This window comes from Brevibacterium mcbrellneri ATCC 49030, assembly GCF_000178455.1.
Lineage (GTDB): Bacteria > Actinomycetota > Actinomycetes > Actinomycetales > Brevibacteriaceae > Brevibacterium > Brevibacterium mcbrellneri.
In genome coordinates this window covers 51,747-76,286 of sequence record NZ_ADNU01000016.1, presented here as the reverse complement: position 1 = coordinate 76,286, position 24,540 = coordinate 51,747, and the positions used below count along the sequence as shown (strand labels likewise).

Annotated in this window: 21 protein-coding genes and 1 pseudogene; 9 read left to right on the top strand and 13 right to left on the bottom strand. The window is 57.9% G+C overall.

What is annotated here, in order from left to right:
• Window position 1: 1 nt before the first annotated feature.
• Entirely contained in the window at window positions 2–388 is a 387-nt protein-coding gene (msrB, locus tag HMPREF0183_RS02385) for a peptide-methionine (R)-S-oxide reductase MsrB (RefSeq protein ID WP_005882446.1), read from the top strand.
• Window positions 389–437: 49 nt separating this feature from the next.
• On the opposite strand, the gene hemQ is transcribed toward msrB, so the two are convergent.
• From hemQ to hemE, 3 genes are read right to left on the bottom strand one after another with little or no spacing between them, the layout of a single operon-like run.
• Window positions 438–1,142 (bottom strand): hydrogen peroxide-dependent heme synthase, encoded by a 705-nt coding sequence (gene hemQ, locus HMPREF0183_RS02380; protein ID WP_005882444.1) that lies wholly within the window; start codon window positions 1,140–1,142, stop codon window positions 438–440.
• A complete protein-coding gene (hemG, locus tag HMPREF0183_RS02375; RefSeq protein WP_005882442.1) occupies window positions 1,139–2,548 on the bottom strand; it encodes a protoporphyrinogen oxidase in 1,410 nt (469 codons plus the stop codon). Before hemG ends, hemQ begins: the two co-directional genes overlap by 4 nt.
• Window positions 2,545–3,591 (bottom strand): uroporphyrinogen decarboxylase, encoded by a 1,047-nt coding sequence (gene hemE / locus HMPREF0183_RS02370; protein ID WP_005882440.1) that lies wholly within the window; start codon window positions 3,589–3,591, stop codon window positions 2,545–2,547. The genes hemG and hemE overlap by 4 nt, the downstream gene beginning before the upstream one ends.
• A gap of 121 nt (window positions 3,592–3,712) precedes the next feature.
• On the opposite strand from hemE, the gene HMPREF0183_RS02365 reads away from it, so the two are divergent.
• Both HMPREF0183_RS02365 and HMPREF0183_RS02360 read left to right on the top strand, forming a co-directional pair.
• Entirely contained in the window at window positions 3,713–4,324 is a 612-nt protein-coding gene (locus HMPREF0183_RS02365) for a DUF3000 domain-containing protein (protein ID WP_005882438.1), read from the top strand.
• Between the two features lie 2 nt (window positions 4,325–4,326).
• Complete coding sequence (locus HMPREF0183_RS02360) at window positions 4,327–5,484, top strand: HRDC domain-containing protein (protein WP_005882436.1); 1,158 nt, start codon at window positions 4,327–4,329, stop codon at window positions 5,482–5,484.
• 4 nt (window positions 5,485–5,488) lie between these two features.
• On the opposite strand, the gene dxs is transcribed toward HMPREF0183_RS02360, so the two are convergent.
• On the bottom strand, window positions 5,489–7,426 hold the full coding sequence (gene dxs / locus HMPREF0183_RS02355; RefSeq protein ID WP_005882434.1) for a 1-deoxy-D-xylulose-5-phosphate synthase: 1,938 nt from the start codon (window positions 7,424–7,426) through the stop codon (window positions 5,489–5,491).
• A gap of 231 nt (window positions 7,427–7,657) precedes the next feature.
• Between dxs and HMPREF0183_RS02350 the strand changes: the two are divergent.
• Window positions 7,658–8,632: pseudogene (locus HMPREF0183_RS02350) on the top strand (DUF5129 domain-containing protein); the annotation flags it as partial.
• A gap of 98 nt (window positions 8,633–8,730) precedes the next feature.
• Here HMPREF0183_RS02350 and acnA read toward each other — a convergent pair.
• From acnA to HMPREF0183_RS02335, 3 genes are all read right to left on the bottom strand, one after another.
• A complete protein-coding gene (gene acnA, locus HMPREF0183_RS02345) occupies window positions 8,731–11,418 on the bottom strand; it encodes an aconitate hydratase AcnA (protein ID WP_005882429.1) in 2,688 nt (895 codons plus the stop codon).
• A gap of 156 nt (window positions 11,419–11,574) precedes the next feature.
• A complete protein-coding gene (locus HMPREF0183_RS02340) occupies window positions 11,575–12,828 on the bottom strand; it encodes a class I SAM-dependent RNA methyltransferase (RefSeq protein ID WP_005882427.1) in 1,254 nt (417 codons plus the stop codon).
• Entirely contained in the window at window positions 12,825–14,744 is a 1,920-nt protein-coding gene (locus HMPREF0183_RS02335; protein WP_040347748.1) for an APC family permease, read from the bottom strand. The genes HMPREF0183_RS02340 and HMPREF0183_RS02335 overlap by 4 nt, the downstream gene beginning before the upstream one ends.
• 130 nt (window positions 14,745–14,874) lie before the next feature.
• On the opposite strand from HMPREF0183_RS02335, the gene HMPREF0183_RS02330 reads away from it, so the two are divergent.
• Window positions 14,875–15,546, top strand: a complete 672-nt coding sequence (locus HMPREF0183_RS02330; RefSeq protein ID WP_005882422.1) for a potassium channel family protein — start codon at window positions 14,875–14,877, stop codon at window positions 15,544–15,546.
• Window positions 15,543–16,196 carry a potassium channel family protein gene (locus tag HMPREF0183_RS02325; RefSeq protein WP_005882420.1) on the top strand — a complete coding sequence of 218 codons (654 nt, stop codon included), beginning with the start codon at window positions 15,543–15,545 and terminating at the stop codon, window positions 16,194–16,196. Before HMPREF0183_RS02330 ends, HMPREF0183_RS02325 begins: the two co-directional genes overlap by 4 nt.
• Before the next feature lie 9 nt (window positions 16,197–16,205).
• On the opposite strand, the gene HMPREF0183_RS02320 is transcribed toward HMPREF0183_RS02325, so the two are convergent.
• The 3 genes from HMPREF0183_RS02320 to dut form a co-directional block, all read right to left on the bottom strand.
• A complete protein-coding gene (locus HMPREF0183_RS02320) occupies window positions 16,206–16,427 on the bottom strand; it encodes a single stranded DNA-binding domain-containing protein (RefSeq protein ID WP_005882418.1) in 222 nt (73 codons plus the stop codon).
• Window positions 16,428–16,510: 83 nt separating this feature from the next.
• Entirely contained in the window at window positions 16,511–17,305 is a 795-nt protein-coding gene (locus tag HMPREF0183_RS02315) for a DUF3710 domain-containing protein (RefSeq protein WP_005882416.1), read from the bottom strand.
• Window positions 17,306–17,310: 5 nt separating this feature from the next.
• A complete protein-coding gene (dut, locus tag HMPREF0183_RS02310) occupies window positions 17,311–17,751 on the bottom strand; it encodes a dUTP diphosphatase (RefSeq protein ID WP_005882415.1) in 441 nt (146 codons plus the stop codon).
• Between the two features lie 81 nt (window positions 17,752–17,832).
• Here dut and HMPREF0183_RS02305 point away from each other — a divergent pair, with 81 nt between their 5' ends.
• Complete coding sequence (locus HMPREF0183_RS02305; protein ID WP_005882413.1) at window positions 17,833–18,282, top strand: DUF3093 domain-containing protein; 450 nt, start codon at window positions 17,833–17,835, stop codon at window positions 18,280–18,282.
• An 18-nt stretch (window positions 18,283–18,300) separates the two neighbouring features.
• Here the strand turns inward: HMPREF0183_RS02305 and HMPREF0183_RS02300 are convergent, their stop codons facing one another.
• Window positions 18,301–18,603, bottom strand: a complete 303-nt coding sequence (locus HMPREF0183_RS02300; protein WP_005882411.1) for a DUF4193 domain-containing protein — start codon at window positions 18,601–18,603, stop codon at window positions 18,301–18,303.
• A gap of 271 nt (window positions 18,604–18,874) precedes the next feature.
• Here HMPREF0183_RS02300 and HMPREF0183_RS02295 point away from each other — a divergent pair, with 271 nt between their 5' ends.
• Window positions 18,875–19,096 (top strand): hypothetical protein, encoded by a 222-nt coding sequence (locus tag HMPREF0183_RS02295; RefSeq protein ID WP_040347742.1) that lies wholly within the window; start codon window positions 18,875–18,877, stop codon window positions 19,094–19,096.
• A 14-nt stretch (window positions 19,097–19,110) separates the two neighbouring features.
• Here HMPREF0183_RS02295 and HMPREF0183_RS02290 read toward each other — a convergent pair whose 3' ends face one another.
• Window positions 19,111–20,208, bottom strand: a complete 1,098-nt coding sequence (locus HMPREF0183_RS02290) for a ferrochelatase (protein ID WP_005882408.1) — start codon at window positions 20,206–20,208, stop codon at window positions 19,111–19,113.
• 115 nt (window positions 20,209–20,323) lie between these two features.
• On the opposite strand from HMPREF0183_RS02290, the gene sepH reads away from it, so the two are divergent.
• A complete protein-coding gene (gene sepH, locus HMPREF0183_RS11995; protein WP_169309652.1) occupies window positions 20,324–21,262 on the top strand; it encodes a septation protein SepH in 939 nt (312 codons plus the stop codon).
• 13 nt (window positions 21,263–21,275) lie between these two features.
• On the opposite strand, the gene cydC is transcribed toward sepH, so the two are convergent.
• Window positions 21,276–24,533 carry a thiol reductant ABC exporter subunit CydC gene (gene cydC, locus HMPREF0183_RS02280; protein ID WP_245527085.1) on the bottom strand — a complete coding sequence of 1,086 codons (3,258 nt, stop codon included), beginning with the start codon at window positions 24,531–24,533 and terminating at the stop codon, window positions 21,276–21,278.
• Window positions 24,534–24,540 lie beyond the last annotated feature (7 nt).

The window sequence follows — 24,540 nt, the reverse complement described above, 5'->3', positions numbered from 1 at the left end:
CATGGAACGTTCAGAGGCTGAGTGGCGGGAAATCCTAAGCCCAGAAGAGTTTTATGTTCTGCGCCAAGCCGGAACCGAACGGCCACACACGGGCAAATATGTGAATGAGACGCGCACAGGAACATATTCGTGTCGCGCCTGCGGGGCTGAGCTCTTCAGTTCAGAAACCAAGTTTGACGCAATGTGTGGCTGGCCCGCGTTCTTCGCCCCGCTAGCAGAAGACCGGGTGCGCTACATTCGCGATACGTCCCTAGGCATGGAACGCGTAGAAGTACGGTGCACGGCATGTGACTCCCACTTGGGCCACGTGTTCTACGGCGAAGGGTTTAATACACCCACAGACGCCCGCTATTGCATCAACTCGGTGTGCCTGACATTCGAGGAGTAGCGGGCGTCTGTGGGTGTGTGGCTGGGCGCTTGGACGGCTCAAGTGGCGTTTAGCGCCAGCCGGAAATGATGTCGACCAGTTCCTTACGTGGACCAGTGAAGAATGGGATCTCCTTGCGCACGTGCATCCGCGCTTCGGTGTTCCGCAAGTCGCGCATGAGGTCAACGATGCGCTCAAGGTGCTGGGCCTCAAACGCGAGCAACCATTCGTAATCTCCCAAGGCAAAGCCGGACACGGTGTTGGCTTTAATGTCCTTGTATCCTGCTGCGGCCTTTCCGTGGTCGTGGAGCATCTTGCCACGTTCACGCGGTTCCAGCAGATACCACTCGTACGAACGGACGAACGGGTACACGCACAGATATTCGCCTGGGTCGTCGTCGGTGAGGAACGCAGGAACGTGCGAACGGTTAAATTCGGCCGGGCGGTGGATACCCACAACCGACCACACGGGTTCAAGAACCGATCCCAGCGCGGAGGTTCGGATCGCCGCGTACACCTTCTGCAGGTCTTCTACTGTTGGTGCGTGGTACCAGAACATGATGTCGGCGTCGGCACGGAACACCGACACGTCGTAGATTCCGCGCACCACCACACTGTCGATGTGAGCAATGGCCTCGGTGAGTTCCTTGGCCAAATCTTCACGGTTTAAATCGCCCAAGTCTTCTGCGACACGGAACACCGAATATGACAAGTACCGGATCTGCTCGTTGAGTTCTTCAGCCTCTTGCCTCGAGGGCGCTTCATAGTCTTTCATGATGTCCTTTCTGTTATGAGACGCCGTGCTTCATGACGGGCACGATTGATACAGGCTGGGATACCGACGCCTTCAAACGCGTTACCCACAAGCCCCAACGTGGGAATTGTTCTTACAACTGAATCTACTCGTGAAACCATGTCTGCATGTCCAGGTTGGTACTGTGGCAACGCCCCCATGTGGCGCCTCACTTCAGTGTGCAGCACCCGGTCGCTGCGCCCAGTAATCGACATCCAATCAGCCACGGACTTACCGGCGAGCTCTTCATCTGTGTGCGTCGCAAGTTCCGTACTGCGATACCGGCCAACGCTCATGCGCACAACAGCAGTTCCTTCTGGAATACGTGCCTGCAACCACGGCCATTTGTTCGACGCGAACGTGGACGCCTTGATGAACGTGGGCTCCTTGGGCGGAATCAAAAAACCGGAACCGTTAAGATCCGACGCACACTCCACAACAGCCGTGACCACGGCCGAATCAGCCGTTTCTACCCGCTCAAGTGACGCCCCAACACCAGACAGTTCAGAACTGCCCAGGTGCTCACCCAAGGACCCAAGCAACCGCCCCGCAACAGGGGCAGGTGTCGCTATCAACACACGGTCTGCCGCCTCGGCGATCTCCCCCTGCTGACCACTCACCGTGAGCGAATACCCAGCCCGCACACGGCTCACCTTCTCCCCCAACCGGAACGCCACTCCCAGTTCGCGGCAACGCTCATACAGGGCACGCGCTAAGCCGTTCATTCCACCGTCCAGGCTCACAAAAACTGGGCGGGAGGTGGTGCCAGGAATGTTCGCGCCCTGGGTCACTTTCCGGGAGGCCAGAATCTGATCGACAGCGTCCAAGACCGAGGTGTTCTCCCGTGCCGCTTCAAGCAAGGCTGGCAGGGTGGAGCGTAACGACAAGTGGTACGCCGACCCCGCATACACCCCGGCAAGGAGGGGGTCCACCAGAGTGTCAACGACCTCGGCCCCTAAACGTTGGGCAATGAAGTCCCCCACAGACGGGTCGTCCTGCGACCTGTTCAGCTGTTCCTGCTGTAGACGCTCAACCCCAGCTGGGCTCACCACGCCAGTCACATCCGTGTGACGGCCGGGCACGCCCATAAGAGTGCCCGCGGGAATCTTCATCAACTGGCCGCCCACCAAGAGCTGCGACTTGTGTTCTGTCGACGGGTACTGAGGTTCAAGACCTAGCTGTTGCATAAGTTCCCGGGTCTCAGGGCGGGCGTACAAACTCGCTTCAGCACCCACATCGCCGTGGGCATAACCGCCAAGATCAGATCCCACGAGGCTTCCGCCTATTCGGTCATTCGCCTCATACACGGTCACCTGTTCACCGGCTTGAGCGAGCTCAAACGCGGCGGTCAGACCGGAGATACCTGCGCCAATAACGGCTGTGGTCACTCGAACTCACCCGATGCGATGAGCCGGGACGACACCGTGTGGACTTCCTCCACAATGCGCGTGAGCACGGTTGGGTCAGAAGTTGGGAGCACCCCGTGGCCCAGGTTGAAAATGTGGCCGCCGTGACGCAGACCCGCCCGCACAATGTCTTCGATCCTGGAAGCGATCACGTCCCACGGGGCAAACACCAAAGCCGGGTCCAGGTTCCCCTGGAGCGCCTGGCCAGGTTGGACGCGCTTCGAAGCGTCATCCAGATCCACCCGGAAATCAACACCCATCACCGATGACCCCGCTGTGGACATCGACCCCAAAAGCTCCCCAGTGGTGACACCAAAGTGAATGGACGGGACATTGTTGTGGGCAAGCGCGTCAAAGACTGTGCGCGAATGAGGGAGAACATAGCGCTCGTAGTCAGCACGGTTCAGGTATCCAGCCCATGAGTCGAACAGCTGGAATGCGTGCGCCCCCGCGTCGAGTTGAGCCTGGATGAACGTCGCGGACATGTGGGCGAGTTTGCCGAGGATCGCCGAAAACAGTTCCGGGTCCCCCAGCATCATGGCCTTGGTCTTCTCATGGTTCTTACTGGGGCCACCTTCAATGAGGTAGCTGGCCACCGTAAATGGCGCACCCGCGAACCCGATCAGCGCTGTGTCTTCCGGGAGACCTTCGCGTGTGAGGGTCACCGCTTGGGCGATTGCTTCACACATGTCTGCCGTGAGGTCTGGGATCCGGGCGAGGTCTTCACGTGTGCGCACGGGCTGGGCGAACACCGGGCCTATACCTGGCTGGATTTCCACATCCATTCCCGCGATTTTTAGGGGTACCACAATATCGGAGAAGAAAATAGCGGCGTCCACGCCGTGCCTGCGCACTGGCTGCAACGTGATCTCAGCGGTGAGTTCCGGCATGAGACACGCGTCGAGCATCGCAATGCCTTCGCGTGCCTTTTTGTATTCCGGAAGAGACCGGCCAGCCTGCCGCATAAACCACACGGGGGTACGTTCGACAGACTCAGACAATGCAGCACGAGTAAGGGTCACCATGCCTTCATCTTTTCAGACTTGGCCGGCCTATCGCTACACGCTCACTGTTCAATATGCGAAGTCTCACGTAACCTCCGCGTGGGAACTTCATTCCCCTAACCGCAATACGTACATTGGAAGCGTGGTTGCTCCAGTCCCTTTTACCCCAGAGCCTTTTGCGCAGGCCTCAGATGCGCTGCGCAGGTTTTGCTCGTCAGGCGCTACGCCACACATCAGCCTGGAAGAAATCCCTGCCCCAGGGCGCTTGGCTCCCTGGGCGTTCGCCCTTAACGGTGACGTCGATGCTTCGGCTGTCCCCCACACGCCCAGTTGCGAAGACGAAGTCGCAACCGGCAGGGTTGTCCTCCTCTACGACCCGTCCGAACCAGAGGCGTGGAACGGGCAGTTCCGGATGGTGACTTATATCCGCGCTGAACTCGAACACGAACTTGGTCAAGAAGCTCTTCTAGGTCCCGTCGCGTGGTCGTGGCTCACAGATGCACTCGAAACCTACGATTGTGACGTGACCGAGGTGGGAGGCACCACAACCCGGGCTCTCAGTGAATCTTTTGGCACCCTGGCAGCACGGCCCGCCACGATCGATTTAGAAATGCGCGCGTCCTGGACGCCCGTGGTGAAACAGCCTAAAGAGCTTGAGGCTCACGTGCACGCGTGGGCGCACCTCCTGTCCACTGTGGCCGGAGTTCCCCCGCTTCCGGAAGGAGTCTCGGCATTTCCGGGTCGCCTTCGCTAACTTTGTTATCAGAACCAGAACACGGAGTCCCTCCCGTCACCGACTCACCGGAGGCCCTCCACACTGTTGCTACCCAACTGGCCCACGGACACGGTCCGGTAGGGATCGACACGGAACGCGCCTCGGGTATCAGATACGGCAACCGGGCATTCCTCGTTCAGCTCAAACGCGAAGGCGCAGGGATTGTCCTGATCGACTCAGAGGCACTCCCCGTCCTGTCGTCCGTCAACGCCGCTCTGCACGGGGTCGAATGGATCCTCCATGCGGCAACGCAAGACCTGGGGTGCCTGGCCGAAAAAGGGATGCGCCCCGACGCCCTCTTCGACACCGAACTCGCCGCACGCCTCCTCAATTTTGAGCGCTTCGGTCTCGCCTCACTGACAGAAGAGATCATGGGAGTGACCTTGGCAAAAGAACACTCGGCGGTCGACTGGTCCACCCGGCCACTGCCCCACGAATGGCTTGCCTATGCTGCTCTCGACGTCGAAGTGTTGAACCACTTACGCACCGAACTCGCTGACCGTTTACATGCGCAAGGCAAATGGGAATACGCAAGGCAGGAGTTTGACCACCTTCTGTCGTTTGCTCCTCCCGTTCACGACGAACCCTGGCGGCGCACCCACGGTTTGGGACGGGTCAAAACCGCCCGAGGTCTGGGTCGCGTCCGCGCAATGTGGGCCCTGCGCGATGATCTGGGGGAAGACCGCGACGTGGCCCCGTCTCGGATCCTTCCCGACCGCGCGATGATCGCGCTCGCTACGGAGTCGGTGAAATCAGACAAAGACATCAAGCGTCAGTTTTCGCGCATAACCGCCGAGGACGCTGGCGAGTTCTTCCGCGTCATCAAGGCAGCTGACCGTCTGCCGGACTCCTTCATGCCTCCGCTACGGAACGCGCCCAGAGTAGGGCGTGCGGATCGGGAGACGTCAAAACAGCGTTTAGAACACATGAAACCGGTAATTGCTCAGATCGCTCAGGAGTTGGATATGCCGCACGACCTGGTGGTGACTCCTCGGTATGTGAAACGACTCGCAGCACTCACCACGGTTGGCGACGAAGGTGACATCGCTGACTTCTTGCGGGAACAAGGGGCCAGGCCGTGGCAGATCGAGCTGGTGGCACGGCCTCTCGCCAAGGCTGCCCACGCAGCGGGCTCATAGGACGCTACTCGCTGACCCGTTTGAGTAGTTCAGGCGGAAGCATGTCCATGATTTTTTCCACCATGTCGTCGATGTCGAGGCCGGCGTAGGACAGGATCTCTTCACGGGTTCCGTGAGGGAGGAACGAATCGGGAACACCCAGTTCAACAACCCCGGTGCGCACAAGTTCATCACGTAGGTCCTGACGGATCTGTGAGCCGATCCCACCAACTTTGACCCCGTCTTCAATGACCGCGACCAGCGCGTGTTCAGCGGCCATGTCCAGGACCGACTGCGGAACGGGAAGAACCCAACGCGGGTCCACAACGGTTGCACTCAAACCCTTCTTCGCCAAAGCCTCTTTCACGGCCAAGGCACGGTCTGCGAGCGCTCCCACTGACACGATGAGGATGTCGGCGCTTTCGAGATTCTCTACGTCCGTGCCTTGTGGAACGGCGAGGATGTCCACGCCATCCGAGGTGCGGGTGAGTGCGTCGATGTCTGACCCGACCTTGCCCCTGGAGAAGCGCACAACGGTTGGAATGTCACGGATTTCGATCGCTTCGTTGAACTCTTCTGCCAGGCGTTTGGCGTCGCGTGGGGCAGCCAGTCGCAAATTGGGCACGATCTGCAACATTGCCATGTCCCAGATTCCGTGGTGGGAAGCTCCGTCGGGTCCTGTGACACCTGCGCGGTCCAAAACAAAGGTGACTCCCTGGTTGTGGAGGGAAACGTCCATGAGCAGTTGGTCGAATGCCCGTCCAAAAAAGGTGGCGTACAGGCACACCACGGGGTGTAACCCGCCGTAGGACAAACCAGCTGCCGAGGTCACGGCGTGTTGTTCGGCGATCCCGACGTCGAAAACGCGTTCGGGGAATTCGTGGGCAAACTTATCTAAGCCTACGGGTTTGAGCATGGCTGCGGTGATCGCCACGATGTCTGTGCGTTTACGGGCGGCTTTGACAATCTCTTCACCAAAGACCTGGGTCCAGGAAGTTGAAGATTTCGTTGTCGCTTTCCCGGTTGCCGGGTCGATGACACCTACCGCGTGAAACTGGTCGTCTTCGTCCTGAATCGCTGGGGCGTACCCGCGACCTTTTTGGGTGATGGCGTGCACAATGACGGGCCCGTACTCATACTTTTTGGCCCGGTGAAGCGCACGTTCCATCGCTTCGAGGTCGTGTCCGTCTACGGGGCCAATGTATTTGATTCCGAGTTCGTCGAACATGCCGGCTTCACGCGAAGACACCATATCTTTGAGCCCACGTTTCATTCCGTGAATAGCTGAGTACACGGCTCGACCAGGCGGCCCGGATTCTTGGAGTTGTTCTTTGCCCCACGACAGGATCTTTTCGTAGCTTCCCATGGTGCGCAGGTGGTCGAGGTGTTGTGCGAACCCTCCTACCGTAGGCGCGTATGAGCGTCCGTTGTCGTTAACGACGATGACCATTTTCCGAGGTGGTTCCGACTTGTCAGCACCAATATTGTTGAGTGCTTCCCACGCCATTCCACCGGTCAGCGCGCCGTCTCCGATCACGGTGACCACGTGCCGGTCGAGCTCGCCGCGTAACTGGTACGCTTTCGCGATTCCGTCGGCCCATGACAGAGCGGCTGAGGCGTGCGAGTTCTCGATGACATCGTGTTCGCTTTCAGCCCGCGACGGATAACCTGACATGCCGTGACGCTGACGCAGGGTGGGAAAGTCGTTGTACCGACCAGTGAGCAATTTGTGAACATACGCCTGGTGGCCCACATCGAACAAGATCGTGTCGTGGGGCGACTCAAAGACACGGTGGATCGCCGTTGTCAGCTCGACAACACCCAAGTTGGGCCCCAAGTGTCCACCCGTTGTCGACACAATTGAAATGAGGTAGTCGCGAATCTCTTTTGCGAGAACCTGGCATTCTGCCGCAGAAAGTGCTCGCACATCAGCAGGAGATGCGATGCGTTCAAGAAACGTCACAAACTTACCTCGTGTTGTAGTCCATATAGTCGAGTCACTATCCTAACGCCTGCAGAAAGCGGACTGCACGTGCCACACAGCCATGTCTAGTGGTAGTCAAATGTACGATGGAGTAGACGCCTTCCCTCACAGTAAGTCTTAAGGTCTGCGCATGACGAAACTACGTTTGAATCTCATTTTTGTGGCTGTCTCCAGTTTTGTCGTCACAACTGGGCGCGCCAGCACCAGGAACTCAATCTGATCTCCGGCAATGCGTGGTCCAACGGTACGTTCATCATCACCGTCTCCGTTGAAGACAACTCAACCCGAGGCTCTGGCCAAGTGGGCACGTACTTTGGCGAGGACATTAAAATTTCCAGTGCGGAAGAACAGACGGAACTGCGTGAGCCCGGCTACGAGTACTTCAAACAACGCAACTGGTCTCAAGGGGTCATTGCGATTACTGAAGCTAACGCGAAACGCATGGCGCGCCCAGCCCTGCGCAACCCCATCGTGTTACAAGGAGCCACGGTTGCAGTTGCCGTGTTGAGCCTTGTGAACTTCGTTGCCGTGTTCAGGCGTGTCAGATGGTTCGAATCTGACGCCGAGGTTTTCGACTCCGTCACCGTGAACGTCAACGAACGCGTCGCGGGCACGGACTTCATTCTTGACGAAGGTTTCGGAGCCAAGATCCACAATGCGTCGGCAACGCTTTTGCGTAATTACACGGATGCCCTGGACCTCCGCGACTCTATTAAGTCCACGTCTTTTTTCGCGCTACATGCACTCAACCTGCCGCTGAAGAAGCGCATCGACGAGTTTTCTGACAAAACAGACCAGATCGAATACGGTGCGATGCACGATGACGGAACCAACACCTCGGCGTACCTGGAACAGATTGCAAACATCAGGGAAGAACTCACGTCCCGCATGACGCATATTCAGGACGATGTTCTGGCACGTTCGGGCAAACAGCAACGATTCATCCGGGACGCAACAGAACAAACCCTTCGAAGCAACCGGGCACGTTCACGATCGCTCACCGGATACTTCGACATGCGTTCCTTCTACACCCCCGCCGCGTTCTCCATTGGATACAACAGAGGTCTACGCGACTACCAGAGTTACAAAGAGTCGCGTAACAGCGGCGGCGGTGGCGGAACCACCACTGGCTACGGCAGCAGCGGAGGCGGGTTCTCCGGGGCCGGAAGCTCTTCACGCTTCTAGACACATCCGCACACGTTGGAGGAGCAACGACTCCCCCAGCGTTTGGCACACATAAAAGCGCTCCGGGTAAACGCCCGGAGCGCTTTTATGTGAGGCTGTTAGTCCTTCTTGACCAGCTGGCGCAGAACGTACTGCAAGATACCGCCGTTGCGGTAGTAGTCTGCTTCACCTGGTGTGTCGATACGTACAACCGCGTCAAATTCGACCTTCTGGCCGTCTTCCTTGGTCGCCGTAACGTGAAGGGTCTTAGGCGTGGTTCCCGAGTTAAGTTCGGTGATGCCTTCGATGTCGAAGACTTCCGTGCCGTCCAGACCCAGCGATTCAGCGTTTTCGCCTGCAGGGAACTGCAGTGGAAGAACACCCATACCGATCAGGTTTGAACGGTGGATACGTTCGAAGGACTCCGCGATAACAGCGGCTACACCCAGGAGCTTGGTACCCTTGGCTGCCCAGTCACGCGAGGAACCTGAACCGTATTCCTTACCACCCAGAACGACCAGTGGCGTGCCAGCCTTCTGGTAGTTCATCGCTGCATCGTAAATGGTGGTCTGAGGAGCGCCTTCCTGCGTGAAGTCACGCGTGAAGCCACCCTGAACACCGTCGAGCAACTGGTTCTGGAGGCGGATGTTTGCGAACGTACCGCGCACCATGACTTCGTGGTTACCGCGGCGCGAGCCGTAGGAGTTGAAGTCCTTGCGTTCGACACCGTTAGCCACCAGGTACTGACCTGCAGGAGTGTCAGCCTTGAAGGAACCAGCAGGTGAAATGTGGTCGGTGGTCACCGAGTCGCCCAGCTTCGCAAGAACACGTGCGCCCTTAACATCGGCAACTGCGTCGGGTTCAAGCGACATGCCGTCGAAGTAGTTTGGCTTGCGCACATAGGTCGAGTTTTCGTCCCATGCGAACAGGTTGCCTTCTGGGGTCTCGATTGCCTGCCAGCGTTCGTCACCATCGAAGATGGTGGAGTACTTGCTGTCGAACATTTCGGTGTCAATCGAGGTTTCGATGACTGATTCGACTTCTTCAGGTGTAGGCCAAATGTCCTTGAGGTACACGTCAACACCGTCAGCGTCCTTGCCCAGAGGCTGGGATTCGAAGTCGAAGTCCATGCTTCCCGCAAGAGCGTATGCGATGACCAGCGGAGGTGATGCCAAGTAGTTCATCTTGACGTCAGGGCTGATGCGTCCTTCGAAGTTACGGTTACCAGAAAGAACGGCGGTCACCACGAGGTCGTTGTCCTGGATCGTCTGCGAGATTTCAGGCTCCAGTGGACCGGAGTTACCAATACAGGTCGCACATCCGTAACCAACGACGAAGAAGTTGAGAGCTTCGAGGTCTTCGAGCAGTCCCGACTTTTCGTAGTAGTCGGTCACGACACGCGAACCGGGAGCAATAGAGGTCTTGACCCATGGCTTGGAGTTCAGGCCACGCTTGCGAGCGTTACGTGCCAACAGACCAGCAGCCATCATGACCGATGGGTTCGAGGTGTTGGTACATGAGGTGATCGATGCGATTGCAACGCTACCGTTGGTCAGCTCGAACTCACGTCCGTCGCCCATCTTCACCGGAACCGACTTTGCTTCTTCACCTGGCTTGGTGTAGTTAGGCAGGTCCTTAGCGAACTGCGACTTAGCGTCGGAAAGTTCAATACGGTCCTGAGGACGCTTAGGTCCGGCAATCGAAGGAACAACCGTGGAGAGGTCGAGTTCGAGGTACTCGGAGTATTCGACTTCGTTCTTAGGGTCGTGCCACAGGCCCTGTTCCTTGCAGTATGCCTCAACCAGGGCGATCTGTTCTTCGCTACGACCGGTGAGCTTGAGGTAGTCAAGCGTCACATCATCGATTGGGAAGATCGCTGCGGTGGAACCGAATTCGGGGCTCATGTTACCGATCGTGGCGCGGTTCGCGAGAGGAACAGCGGTCACACCTTCACCGTAGAACTCTACAAACTTTCCAACCACACCGTGCTGACGCAGCATGTCGGTGATGGTCAGAACAACGTCGGTTGCGGTGACACCGGAAGGAATCTCACCGGTGAGCTTGAATCCGACAACACGAGGGATGAGCATGGAAACTGGCTGACCCAGCATCGCTGCTTCAGCTTCGATACCTCCAACACCCCATCCCAGGACACCAAGACCGTTCACCATGGTGGTGTGCGAGTCGGTACCGACCAAGGTGTCAGGGTATGCGCGCTTCACACCGTCAACCTCACGGGCCATAACGACGCGAGCCAAGTGCTCAATGTTGACCTGGTGGACAATACCCATGCCTGGAGGCACGACCTTGAAGTCGTCGAATGCGGTCTGGCCCCAGCGCAGGAACTGGTAGCGTTCACCGTTGCGCTGGTATTCGATGTCCATGTTGCGTTCGATTGCCTGCTCGGTTCCGAACGCGTCAATCTGAACAGAGTGGTCGATCACAAGTTCAGCAGGAGCCAGTGGGTTGATCTTCGAAGGGTCTCCGCCAAGTTCCTTCACAGCTTCACGCATGGTTGCCAAGTCCACGATGCAAGGAACACCGGTGAAGTCCTGCATGACCACGCGAGCTGGGGTGTACTGGATTTCCGTGCTTGGTTCAGCCTTAGCGTCCCACTGAGCGAGCGCTTCGATGTGCTTCTTGGTGATGTTGGCGCCGTCTTCTGTGCGGAGCAGGTTTTCCAGAAGCACCTTCAGGCTGAAAGGAAGCTTTTCGGATCCTTTAACGGCGTCTAGACGGTAGATTTCGTACGACTGAGCACCTACGTCCAGGGTGCTCTTCGACTTAAAGCTGTCGACAGTACTCATGGTCTCCTCTTTTAGTTGCGAAGATACCGGCAACCGCGGGTCTGTCCCAACGCGCACCCGGAACCGTCAGACGATCCATTTAGGGCACACATCTGTTACCTAAAGTATCTTGACATCAAGATAAATTCTATCGCATATCCCAGTAGTTCTCTACCTTCACACCCGGTCGAACGTCCCAATAAATTCGACGTGGGCAGTGAGCGGAAACAGATCGAACGCTTGAATGTCACGACACTGGAAACCGGAGTTTTGAAGGCGTTGTGCGTCACGCGAAAATGTGGCCCCGTCACACGACACATACACCACACGCCCACACGTCGACGACGCAATTAAACGGATAACGGCAGGATCAAGACCCGCCCGAGGTGGGTCCACCACGACCGTGTCAGCGCCTGTGAGTGCGTCCAGCTTTTCGACCCGGCCTACATCGAAGGTGGCATCTACTCCGGCGCGCTTCGCGTTAGAACGCGCACTCTCAATCGCGAGCGCAGATCCCTCCACGCCCCACACGCGAGCCCCGGTTTCTCGGGCGACCATAACGGCGAGCAAACCCGCACCGCAAAACAGATCAGCCACATCGCCGCGCACCCGCTCCACGACACCTCGGCTCAAAATATCAGCCGCGTCCGGGTGCACCTGCCAAAACCCTTCAGCGTCGAGGTCAAAGGTCACCCCGCGCACCGTGTGGCTCACGCGCCCAGGCCCCGCAAGGAGCGTCGTTGCCGCACTTGACCGGTTCCGCCTGCCGGCAGCGCGACTCATGAGCGACCACCCTTCAGGAACGACCTCGGCGAGCCTGTGCGCTATCTCTTCACCCCCCACCACGGTCACCGCTCCCCCGGCTTCACCCACGGCGATTTCAACGCGTTCAGCGCCCGTGAGGTCCACCTGGTGCAGATTCAGGTCATTGATAGCCGGAACCGCGAGCGGCACGTGAGTCACGGGAACAATGTCATGGCTACCCGCCCGGTACATGCCAACACGCCCGCCGGCCACGGCGAGTTGAACACGGGTACGCCACTCTTCCCCGTCGTTCACCGGAGGTGTCACGCGAAACTCGCGCTCAAGCTGGTCCATGAGTTCGCGGTCAAACTTCCCGATGCGAGCGAACTGGTCAAGTGCGGCGACACGTTTGAGTTCGCGCGAATGATCCACAGTGACGTGAGCGTACTCGACCCCACCCACGTCCGGGCACCCCCACGCAATCCGCCTATCGGGCACACGGTGTGGGGACGGCTCACACACCTCGGCCACCCGGCCACGCGAAAATGACTTCTTCGTTTCGGTGATCTCAACACGGACGCGCTCGCCCGGGATCGCACCGGACACAAAAATCACGCCGCCCTCGGTACGCGCAACAGACTCTCCGCCGGCAGCCGGCGCGTCCACTGTGAGTTCTACCTGATTCATTCGTACATCCTCATGACGCGCTCATCGACGTGCCCGCCTCTACCCATGAGCAGTTCGCGGTTGCGGTTAAAGGACTTGAGCCGCCACGGCACGGTGACCACCTGCACATTGGGCAAAAACAGTAGCCGCTTGCGCAGCCCCAAGAGCGCCTGGTTGTGCAAGAGCTGTTCCCACCAGCGTCCCACAATGTACTGCGGAACGTACACCGTGATGAGGTCGTCTGGCGATTTGGCGTGCATGTGCGCAATGTAGTTCATGACTGGTCGGATGAGTTCGCGGTAGGGCGAGTCCAAGAGGGTGAGCCGGATGGGCAGTTTAAGTTCGTCCCACTGCTTTTGGACCAGGGCGGCCTGGTCTTCATCAACCGCGATGGCGACAGCGCTGAGGAAATTGGGCCGGGTAGCGCGGGCAAAAGCAACCGCCCGCATGGTGGGTTTGTTGATCTCGGAAACCACAACCACGGCCCGGGTCCGAGGTGGTAGCGCCTTGACGTTGCCGTCTTTGGGGTTGACGTTCAGTTCCCGCGAGACCCTGGTGTAGTGCCGGTGAATGAGCCCCATGGCCACATAGGCCACGAACATCAGAGCCAGTGCGAGCCACGCACCTAACAGGAACTTGGATACCAAGACAACAGCCAGGATCCCTGAAGCGGTCACCGCACCAACAGTGTTGACGACCCGGTTGAACATCATGCGGGTGCGCACAGGACCCGACACGATCGCCCTGATCCGGTTGTTCCAGTGCTTCACCATGCCCCACTGTCCCAGGGCCAAGGACGCGAAAACTCCCACCAGGTACATGTCAATAAGCCGTTCAGCGTTAGCGCCTGTGAGGACAACCAGCACGATCGAACTCACCGACAGCACCACCACGCCGTTAGAGAACGTCATGCGGTCGCCCAGAGATGCTAACTGTTTGGGCAAGAATGAGTCGCGGGCTAGTTTAGAGGCAAGTCCAGGGAACCCCTCCATGGATGTGTTTGCTGCGACCAGCAGAACAAGCGCAGTGATGAGTGTGATCGCCGTGGCAACGGCTGGCAAGTGGTCAAAGACTGCGTCTGCGCACTGCGCCAGAACCGGCACTTGGTGGAAGGTGTCTCCGACTGGCTGGCTGTGTTCGAAGAGCTGAGTTGACGGGTCGCTTACGTATTTGACGCCCACTTGAGTAGCCAGCCACGTGAGACCAATCAACATCGTGGCGCTCAAAAGGCCTGCGAACACCAGGGTGTTACCTGCGTTGGCGCCACGTGGCTTAGCGAACTTGGGCACTGCTGTTCCCACGGTTTCGATTCCCGCTACGGCGACCAGACCAGAAGAAAACGCGCGAAGAATAATGATGGTGACAACCGCCCCGTGCCATTTCATATCACCGTCGAGTGGGATTACCGACAGATGGGCGGTTGCGGCCTCGATCTCATCACCACGCGCAATCCGAATCGCCCCGTAACCCACTGTGACAAGCACAGCTCCCACGAACAGATAGGTCGGAATAGCCAAGAGCAGCGGCATGGCTCGTCCACCGCGCAAGCCAAACAAGGTCACCACTGCGATCCCAATCGTGGTGATAAGCGTGAGATAGCCTTCGAGCACGTTGAAGGCTGACGCGAGATAGCTAGCGAGGACTGCCATGGAGACAGACAGCGTGAGGACATAGTCAACTAACAGGGCCGCCGCGACTGCCCGCCCGGGACGATTCCCCAGATTGCGAGTGGCCACATCATAGTCGGCTCCCCCGCCTGGGTAGGCCTTCAGATTCAGTCGGTAACTTCCCACCAAAATGAGGATGAGAACACCCACTGCGATCCCGATCCACGGGGCCGTCGACATGGCGACAAAACCTGAAAGGGATAAGGCTAGAAGAATCGCGTCAGGCGCATACGCAACAGACGACAACATATCTGATGCGAAAATTGGCATGGCGAAACGTTTTGGGAGAGCTTCGCGTCTAAAGTGATCACTGCGGAAAGGTCGCCCAACAATCATTCGCTTAAGAAGAGCAAAATTGTTTGCCACGGGCACCAATGGTACGTCAAAGGGAGTTTGGATCGTGCACTTCGTCATCATGGGATGTGGACGCGTAGGGGCCCAACTGGCCCGCGGGCTCGATGCTAAAGGCCACACGGTTGCAGTGATCGATAAGAACGCCGACGCGTTTGTGAAGCTGGGTAAAAACTTTACGGGAACAACCGTGACCGGTATTGGCTTTGACCGCGACACACTCGTGCGGGCACGCACCTCGGACGCATACGCTTTCGCCGCCGTCTCCTCGGGAGACAACTCCAATATTCTGGCAGCCAGGGTTGCCCGGGAAACCTTCGGAGTCAAACACGTTGCCGCCAGGATTTATGACCCGCGACGCGCCCAAGTGTTTGAACGTTTAGGCGTGCCCACCGTCGCAACCGTGCGGTGGACAGCTGACCAAATGATGCGCCGACTCATTCCATCCGGGGCAGTCAACGAATTCCGCGACCCATCTGGACGCATGGTGCTGTCGGAGGTCCATGTTCACCCCGACTGGGTGGCCCATTCCGTCAGCGAAATTGAAACCCACAGCAAAGCTCGCGTCGCGTATTTCACACGGATGGGCGAAGGCATCGAAGTCACGCCAGACACCCTCCTCCAAGACGGAGACTTGGTGCACGTGATGTGCCGCGCAGAGTCTCTTGACGACGTCGTCCGCTCACTTGACGGCCCAATAACAGAAGGGGATAACCGATGAAGGTCGTGATCGCAGGCGCCGGGTCAGTAGGACGTTCGGTTGCACGGGAACTCATCGACAAAGGCCACGCAATCGTCATGATTGACAACGACAAGCAGGCGATTCGGCGTGACCTGGTCCCCGATGCCCGGTGGGTTCACACGGATGCGTGTGAACTAGACGGCCTCGCTGACGCCCAGTTAGAAGACTCCGACGTGGTTGTTGCCGCAACGGGTGATGACAAAACTAACTTGGTGTTGAGTTTGCTCGCCAAAACCGAATTTGGGGTTCCCCGCACGGTGGGTCGTGTGAACAATCCGCGCAACGAATGGCTCTTTGATTCCAACTGGGGCGTCGACGTAGCCGTGTCCACGCCACGCCTCATGACCGCACTGGTAGAAGAAGCTGTTGAGGTGGGGAACCTGGTACAGCTGCTCACGTTGCAACAGGCCGGAACCACGCTTATGGAGATGACTCTTCACGAAGCCTCGGAGGTCTTGGGTAAGCGCGTGGGCGACATCGAACTCCCCCAGGACACTGTTCTTGTTGCTGTTGTGCGTTCGGGCAGAGCTTTCGCGCCTCAACAAGACGACACCCTGGTAGATGGGGACGAACTCTTCTTCCTTGCCGATGCCTCGGTAAAGCCGCGCTTGCGTGAACTGTTCAGCTAGTCGTTCCGGTTAGCTCGGCGCACTGTCCACGGTGGTGAGCAGTTCATATTCCGGGTTAAGTGTCACCAAGTCACCATCAACGGTTGTAAAACACCCGCACAGAATGACGGGCCGGCCCACGGTGAGGCCGCGAACTTCACGCCTTCCCATGAAAACGGCGTGAAGTTCCGCACGCCCGTCTGACACGGTGATTTCTAGCCGAGGTGGTTCCAGCGGGGTGGATCGTGTCACCGAGGACACCACCCCGCGGGCACACAACTGATCGCGGGTTTTAACGTCCCCGAAGTTCGAGATTGTGTTCAGCGTAACCGCCTCTAGCGCACTTCTGCGATTTCGGGCCCGCGTTCAAACGGGTCGATGTCGTCGTCAGAGGAGTCCTCTGAGCTTTCGTCTGACTGCAAATTGGGTGGGGTGAGTTCAAGAACCTGACCGGGAGGCATTGGACCGTCGCCACGGTCCACAATAATTCCCCGGAATACCTCTACCAGTTCCGTGCGAACTTCCTCTGGCACGCCATCAGTCTGGGCGATAATTCCCATGAGGAACCAGCGTGGCCCGTCAACCCCCATGTATTCGTGGTTCTGTACCGTTACGTGGTCTTCGTCGATCTTATGAGGAATGACGGCTGACAGTCCGTAGCCCATGTCGGTGAAGACTTCATTCGCGGTTCCGCCGGCGGCCGTGACGCTTGCTGAAACCTGCTTGCGCACTTGGGCCCACAGGCCTTCGGTCTTGGGAGCCGCCATTGCCTGAACGCGCAGTGCACCGCCCTTGTGGATGAGCGACACAGCGAGGATTGACCCGTTTTCTTCTTGCGATTCGAGCTGAACCTGCATTCCGTCGATAACGGGAATGCGCAAGGCTCCGAGGTCGATCCGGTTAGCTTCCCCCGCGTCCTCAGATTCGTCCCAGGGGCCGTTCTTTACACGGTCCCGAGGCGCTTCTTTTTGCGGTTCATCATCATCGTCACTATTGCCAGTAACCTCGCTCTCACGCAGTTCTTCGTCCGCACGGTCGTCGTCTTCTGGCTCGTTGTCGACATCTTCGACATCGTCAACAATGTCCTCTGCCTTGTCCTTACGACCAAAAAAACTACTAAACAATCCCATGGTGTCTACTTTCCCGTTGATCCAAACCCAGCGTCACCGCGCCTGGTTTCGTCGAGTGAATCGACAATTTCAAAGTCTGCACGTTCAACCTTTTGAATGAGAAGTTGGGCGATCCTGTCGCCTGCCGAAATTTCCACTGGCTCGTGCGGGTCCAGGTTGATGAGCGCTACCTTGATTTCCCCACGGTAGCCCGCGTCGATCGTGCCCGGAGCGTTGACAACAGTGAGGCCGTGTTTGGTGCTCAATCCCGATCGCGGGTGCACAAGCCCCACATACCCCATAGGGATCGCTAGCGCAATGCCCGTGGGAACGGTAACGCGTTCAAAGGGTTGGACCGTCACATCGATACGTGCGCGCAGGTCCGCACCGGCGTCCCCCGGATGACCATATGTGGGGACCTGGGCGCTTTCATGTACGCGCATGAGTTGAATGGGTAAGATTTCCACGCCCTTGACTCTATCGACCTAGGAATCGTAATAAAAGCCAGGCGACAAAAGAAACGCATGGGACATGAAAGAATAGCCCCTATGACTGCACCTTCTTCCCTTTATTCAGAACGCGTCACGCCATCGATCTGGTGGTGGGTTGTTGCGCTCGTTCTCTCCGCGATGACGTCGCTTATGGTGATCCCGCTTTCCTGGATCGCAGGGATTATCGTCCCGATTGTCGTTTTCATCGCGGTCGCTTTAACCCTGCGTTCGCTTATCCCTCGCGTGACGGTGACACAGGACGTGTTGTTCGCTGGCCCCGCTCATATTGAGCGGTCATTTATCACCGAGGCAACACCGCTGAAGGGCGAGGATGCGTTTAAGGCACGTGGTCAAAAGCTCGACGCGCGGGCATTCCTGGTCACCCGCCCGTGGGCTAAAGACGTTGTGAAAGTCGACATTGAGGACCCGAACGATCCCACGCCCTATTGGATTGTGTCGACGAACAATCCAGACGAACTCGCTCGGGTACTCACCCAGCAGGGTTAAACACCCGCTGGTCAGCTACTAGTCAGCGCAGTCTGTGCAGACTGGGCTACCTTCTTCTGATTCGTCGGACATCTGTGAACGGTGACGAACCAGGAAGCACTCTGTGCAGGTGAATTCGTCGTTCTGTTTAGGCAAAACGCGCACCGACAGTTCTTCGTTGGAGAGGTCTGCACCAGGAAGTTCGAAGCCTTCAGCAGCCGCAGTTTCGTCCTCATCAACCTGACTTGCCTGCTGCTGATTGCGTTGGGCCTTCAGTTCCTCGATCGAATCGCTCGAAAGATCCTCGTCCTGTTTACGTGGAACGTCGTAGTCGGTGGCCATGAACCCTAATCACACTCCTGTAAAAGTGTCAGATGCACACATGGTTTGCGCAATGTCTAAAGCATTTTGCATTCTCAAGTAGCTTTTGGCAAGAATCCAGAAGCGACTGTGCATGTGATTTACCGCATAAGAGTAAACAGTAGATGAACTCACGTCAATAACTGGTCTTTCTGCGATAAAAAGACACCGTGTGACGGCACGGGTACTGTTCGTCATGTACGTTGTCTACATAACGCAGACGCAGTCACGTACTGATGCAGAGGGGAAACGCATGAGCGAATTTACCGACGAGATCGACCGCAAAGCTGATCTGTTGCGGGAGAAAATCAACGAGGCTCGCGAAAACGATAACGAGTTCCTCGCAGAACAGCTCATTGACGAACTCCGCAACATCGAGTTGATCGCCCGCGAGCACGACCTCGACACCTCGGAGATCCGACAGGTTATTGCCACCGAAACTGGCCAGCTCCCCGTTATTAACGAAGAACCCTAATCCCCCACCGCGCTTTATGGCATGACTGGCTTGTCAGTTCTGCCCTTACAGCACTGACCTGACTGGGCCAAGGTACATCCGTCGACCGGACCTTCTGGGGTGAGTGTCGGCTGTTCAGGCTCTTCACCACGAACCTGAGCGGCTTTCTCTTCAAGCAAGTCCACAAGCCCCATGACAAAGGCCGGGTTGGTTCCAACCGTTGCAGCCCGCACATAGTCCAAGCCCACCCGTTCAGCTGTTTCAGCGGCTTCGACATCGAGGTCGAACTTCACTTCCATGTGGTCTGATACGAACCCGATTGGCGCCACAATCACCCCGGTGATTCCCTGTGAAGCGAGCTTTTCCATCCGGTCGTTCACATCTGGTTCGAGCCACGGAACCTGCGGAGGCCCTGACCTAGAGCAGAACACAAGTTCGTGCGGAAGCGAGTCGTCTAACTGCTGATCGATTGCGTTCATCAGCTGCAGATGCTGGTCTGCGTACCCAGCGGTTGCCACCTCGGACGCCGCTTGCATCGTCGTGGGAATCGAGTGGGTGACGTACAGAATGCGGTGCTTCTGTGGGTCGAGTTCGCCCACTTTCGCTTCAAAGTCAACCAGCGCGTGCCGCATGATCTGTACTTGCGCGTTCACAAAACCTGGGTGGTTGTAGTACTGACGCACCTTGTTGATGGTCACGTCAATACCTTCGCCCTTGAGGGTTTCTACGGTTGCCCCAAAGTCTTCCCTATACTGCCGGCAAGAAGAATAGGAAGAGTAGGCCGAGGTGGTAATCGCCAAGTATTTCGTGGCACCTGTGCGTTCGCGGTGGTCGCGGATCACGTCGGTGAGGAATGGATCCCAGTTGCGGTTACCCCACAGGATAGGCGTTGCTATGCCACGGCGTTCAAGTTCGCTTTCGAGCTGCTGCAGAAGCGCAATGTTCTGTTCGTTGATGGGTGAGACCCCGTCGAACATGTAATAGTGTTCGCCCACTTCCTTGAGACGTTCTTCGGGAATTCCCCGACCGGCGGTGACGTTCTTCAGGAACGGGACCACGTCGTCAGGGCCTTCAGGGCCTCCGAAAGACATGAGAACTACTGCGTCGAATGGAGACAGGGACGATTCACTCATACAACCACTTTAACCCGCTGGATATGGCCCAGAGAATTTCGACTCGCCACGTGAAGATCACGGTGAGACGCACCCGGACGTGACACGCTTAGAAAGACTAAAAGGATGGTGTGTTGTGACTAGATTGTCTTTTCAAAGTATTGAAGATGACTCGCTCAAACTCGTTGATGGGCAAGGCAATGAGTATTTTTTGCCCGCTACCGAGGACGTTTTTGCTGCGATCCGTCGAGTGCGCACACACACGGTAACCGGCCACAGCACCGGTCATGTGCGACCAAAAGTGATCCAGTCGATGATTCGCTCCGGAATGTCGGCCGAAGACGTTGCGCACGACACCGGTGCGCCACTGACGCAGATCCAGCAGTACGAAGGGCCCATTCTGGCTGAACGGCGCCACATCGCGCACACCGCTGGTCAGTGCCCGGTGTACTCCGAATCGGGTTCGCGTCCGCTCAGCGAAGTTGTCACCGAACGCCTTCAGGCACGCGATATTGAAGAATCGGACCAGACGTGGGACGCGTGGCGTACCGAAACCGGAGCGTGGCACGTTGAGTTGCGTTATCCAGCGGGCAACACCACCTCGGTCGCAAGCTGGGAATACCGGTCCGGCTCCGTCACAGCACTTGACGATGAAGCCCGTTGGCTGTCCGATACCGGCCCAACGGACTCCGGCCCGATCCCCGACTACGGTTCGGTGTTCAACGTCGAGGCCGATCACACACAGCGCGACACCCGTGACACGCAAAGCGAAACCGGGCGCATTTTGGAGAGCCTGCGACGCCGCAAAAACGAAACACAGCCAATCGTGCGTTCAGTTCCGGACGCGCCTGAGTCGCAACCAGATGGCGCTCACTCAGCACTGTCGCGCCCACAAGACGCTCACGACGACGCCGTTTTGGCAGCTCCCGCTCACCACGATGACGACCAGCCGTCGCTTTTGGACGAGCCAGGAGTGACAGACGACGCGGACGAACAACTCGAAGAACAGCCTAGAAAGAAGGGACGTTCTTCCGTTCCCAGCTGGGACGAAATCATGTTTGGGAAAAAGGACTAGGCTCTACGGATCACTAGCGTCGTAGCTCACCCACGGCAATCACGCGATCGTTCGGCCGGATAAGCGTGTGGTCGTGGGTCACTACGACTACCGCTTTGTCGTGCAAGATCTCACGCAGATCGTCCATGAGCGAAGTCGCCAACTGTTCGTCTAAGTGGGCGGTGGGCTCGTCAAGAATGATGACCTGCGCCCCGGCCAGCAAAGTTCTGGCGACGGCTAATCGCTGACGCTGACCACCTGACAAATACGCGCCGGACGCTCCAATCCTGGAGTCGACTTCTGCCAGTTCTTCCAAGCCCACACGGACAAGAACATCGCGAATCTCGTGATCTGTTGGAGCGTTGTCCCGGTCACGTGCAATCGCCAGATTATTGCGCACCGTGGAGTCGAAGACGTGTGACTCTTGCGGACACCACGCAAAGACCGAAGACAGTTGTGTGGCCGCCAGCTTAAGTGCGTCACCGCCGTTGAGCGTGTACTTTCCGCTCACTGGATTAATGAAACGCAGCAGGAGGCTTATCAGCGTGGTCTTTCCTGATCCTGAACGGCCCGTCACGGTTGTCCACGACCCTGGGGTAATGGAAGCTGAAACGTCACTAAAGACGTCCTCGGTCATGCCTGGCCAGCGGGCAGCCACCTTTTCAAGTCCCGCAGAGTCGAACTCCGCGACAGGTTCGCTAGTGTCCTTACGGATCTCGCCACGTTCATCGAGCGCTGGAACCCGGGCCAGGCTGTGCTTGAGCGCCGGCCAGTTCTGCACCGCAGTCAACGAGTCAATGTAACAGTCAATGAGCGCTAGAGGCAGCAACACCGTCACTGCGAGAAGTTCGGGCGTCACCTCTCCACTGGCCACTGCAGATGCTAACAACGGCAACATGAGAACCGCGTTGAGCGTCGTTGCCACGGTGACAATTCCCTCACCAATTCCAGCAGCCCACAAAACCCTGAGTTCGGCGCTCGAAGCCTGCCTGTCGGTTTCGCGAATACTGTCGACCACCTCGGCGGCCCTGCCATTGACCAGAACGTCCTCACGTGCCCACAAGAACGCACTGATACGCGACAACACCTGCGTGCGCGTGCTCAAACGTGCGGAACTCGCCTGCCCGTCCACCACAAGCGTCACCGCAGGGGCACACACCACAGACACCAGCGCGCACACCGCGGTCAACACAGCAGCCCACGGGTGAATGAGCGCCATCACAACAATCGCAGCCACCGCAACCACGGCGGCGACAATCGGAGGTTGAACCACGCGGGGAGCGCCGTCACGCACATCGTCGACATCAGCAACCAGCCGGGTGAGTGCCAACTCCCCTCGGAGCAAGGTGCGGTTCGCGGTGCCGGCCCGCGCAAAACCTAACCACACGCGTTCGCGTAGCTGCGTCAGCGACGTCAGCATCGCATCGTGAAGCAACAGCTGCTTCACGTACGTAAACACCGACCGCGACAGCCCAAAGAACCGCACACCCACGATCGCCACCAACAAATACATGATGGGCGGCTGGAAAGACGCGTGCACAATGAGCCACGCGGACACACCCGAAAGCGCCGCCGCCGACGCAACCGCAGCCACCGCGAACAAGGTAGATCCGATGAACTTCGCAGAAAACACGTTCATCGCATTCACCAGCCTACGAAGAGCCGTGCGGGTGCTGATCCGGGTTTCGGGCGCCGAGGTGGGCGCTGCTTTGGGCGTATGCGCAGGCTGGTTTTCGGGGGTGGTTTTGGTCGTTGTTTCGGTCGAGTTAGGAGTCCCGTCTAAGCGGAGTTCCGTGCCCAGGTTGATGAGCTCTGGGTCGTGGGTCGCAGCGATCACGGGGATCGACTGAGAAATCGTGAGCAGTTCCGTGCGGATCGTGTGCGCCGTCTGCGCGTCTAAGTGGGCGGTTGGCTCATCGACAATGAGCAGTTCTGCCCCTGCGTCCACCCGCATGAGAGCGCGCGCAATCGCAAAACGGCGCAACTCCCCCGGGCTCAACGCAGACGGAGGCGTTTGCGGGTCAAGGTCTAGGCCCACGCGTTGGAGATAAGGCGTGAGCTCAGCGCCATACAGTTGAGCTTCTTCTTCTAACGTTTCTCCGCACGTACGTGGCGCCTGACCGGCATACGCGATCCTTTCGGGAACACCCACAACGTGTCCGCTCACGGTACACGTGTCGTTCGTCCTGACAAGACCTGCCAACACGCCCAGCAACGTTGACTTACCCGTTCCAGAGCCACCCGTCACAACTGTGAGGCCTGAAAAGGTCGCTGACACTGGGGACAGCGCAGGCCGAGGTCGACCCGCATAGGTGACGGACACCTCGGCGATGGCCAGGGAACCAGGGCGGCACTCAACAGGCGCGTTCACCGGCCGTGAAATCAACCTTTTAACGCGCTCATACGCGGCCATCCCGTCTTCTGTTGCGTGAAAAGCAGCACCCAACTGACGCAGAGGCAAATAGCATTCAGGGGCCAGGATCAACGCGAGCAGACCGGCCTGTAAATCCAAACTGCCGCTGACCAAGCGAACACCAATGAACACCGCAACCACTGCAACCGAAAGGGTCGCAATGAGTTCAAGCGCGAGCGCAGAGAGAAAAGCAACGCGCAAAGTCTGCAAGGTGGTGGTGCGATACGACTCGCTCATGGACTTCAACGCCGCAGTTTGTGCGTACACGCGCCCCAAGCCCACCAGAACAGGTAAGCCTCGGGCTAGCTCCACAAGATTGTTCGACAGTTGATCAAGTGACTGGGTCGCTTCACTGACACGCTCAAGCGTGTACTTGCCGATCAGGATCATGAAGAGCGGCACCAGCGGAAGCGTCACAACGATGACGACGGCCGAAACCCAATCGGCGAAAAGAATTCGCACGATGATCAGTGCCGGTACGCACATGGTGGTTAACAGTGCTGGTAAGACACGGACAAAATAGTCGTCAAGTTCATCCAGAGTGCGCGTGACGCTCACCGCCAGGGCTCCGTCAGAAACTCCTGTGTCCCGGCCTGAACCCGCTGTGACACGGTCCAACACCCGCGAACGGAGCTCAGTTTTAAACCCGACCGAGGCACGCGCTCCCACGGCTTTTGTCAGCCACACGGCGACTCCGCGGATAGCCGCGCCAACACACCCCAGAAGCAGAGCAAACTCGAACGGCTCGCCGTGCATGAGCGCCACGATTCCACGCGCACAGGACTCGGCGATGAGGACCAGGCCTACCGCTTTAAGGACAGCGACGAGCCCCAACCAAGCGAGCGCCCGGGCGCCCTGAGGTGCACCGAGCGCTATCACTACGGGA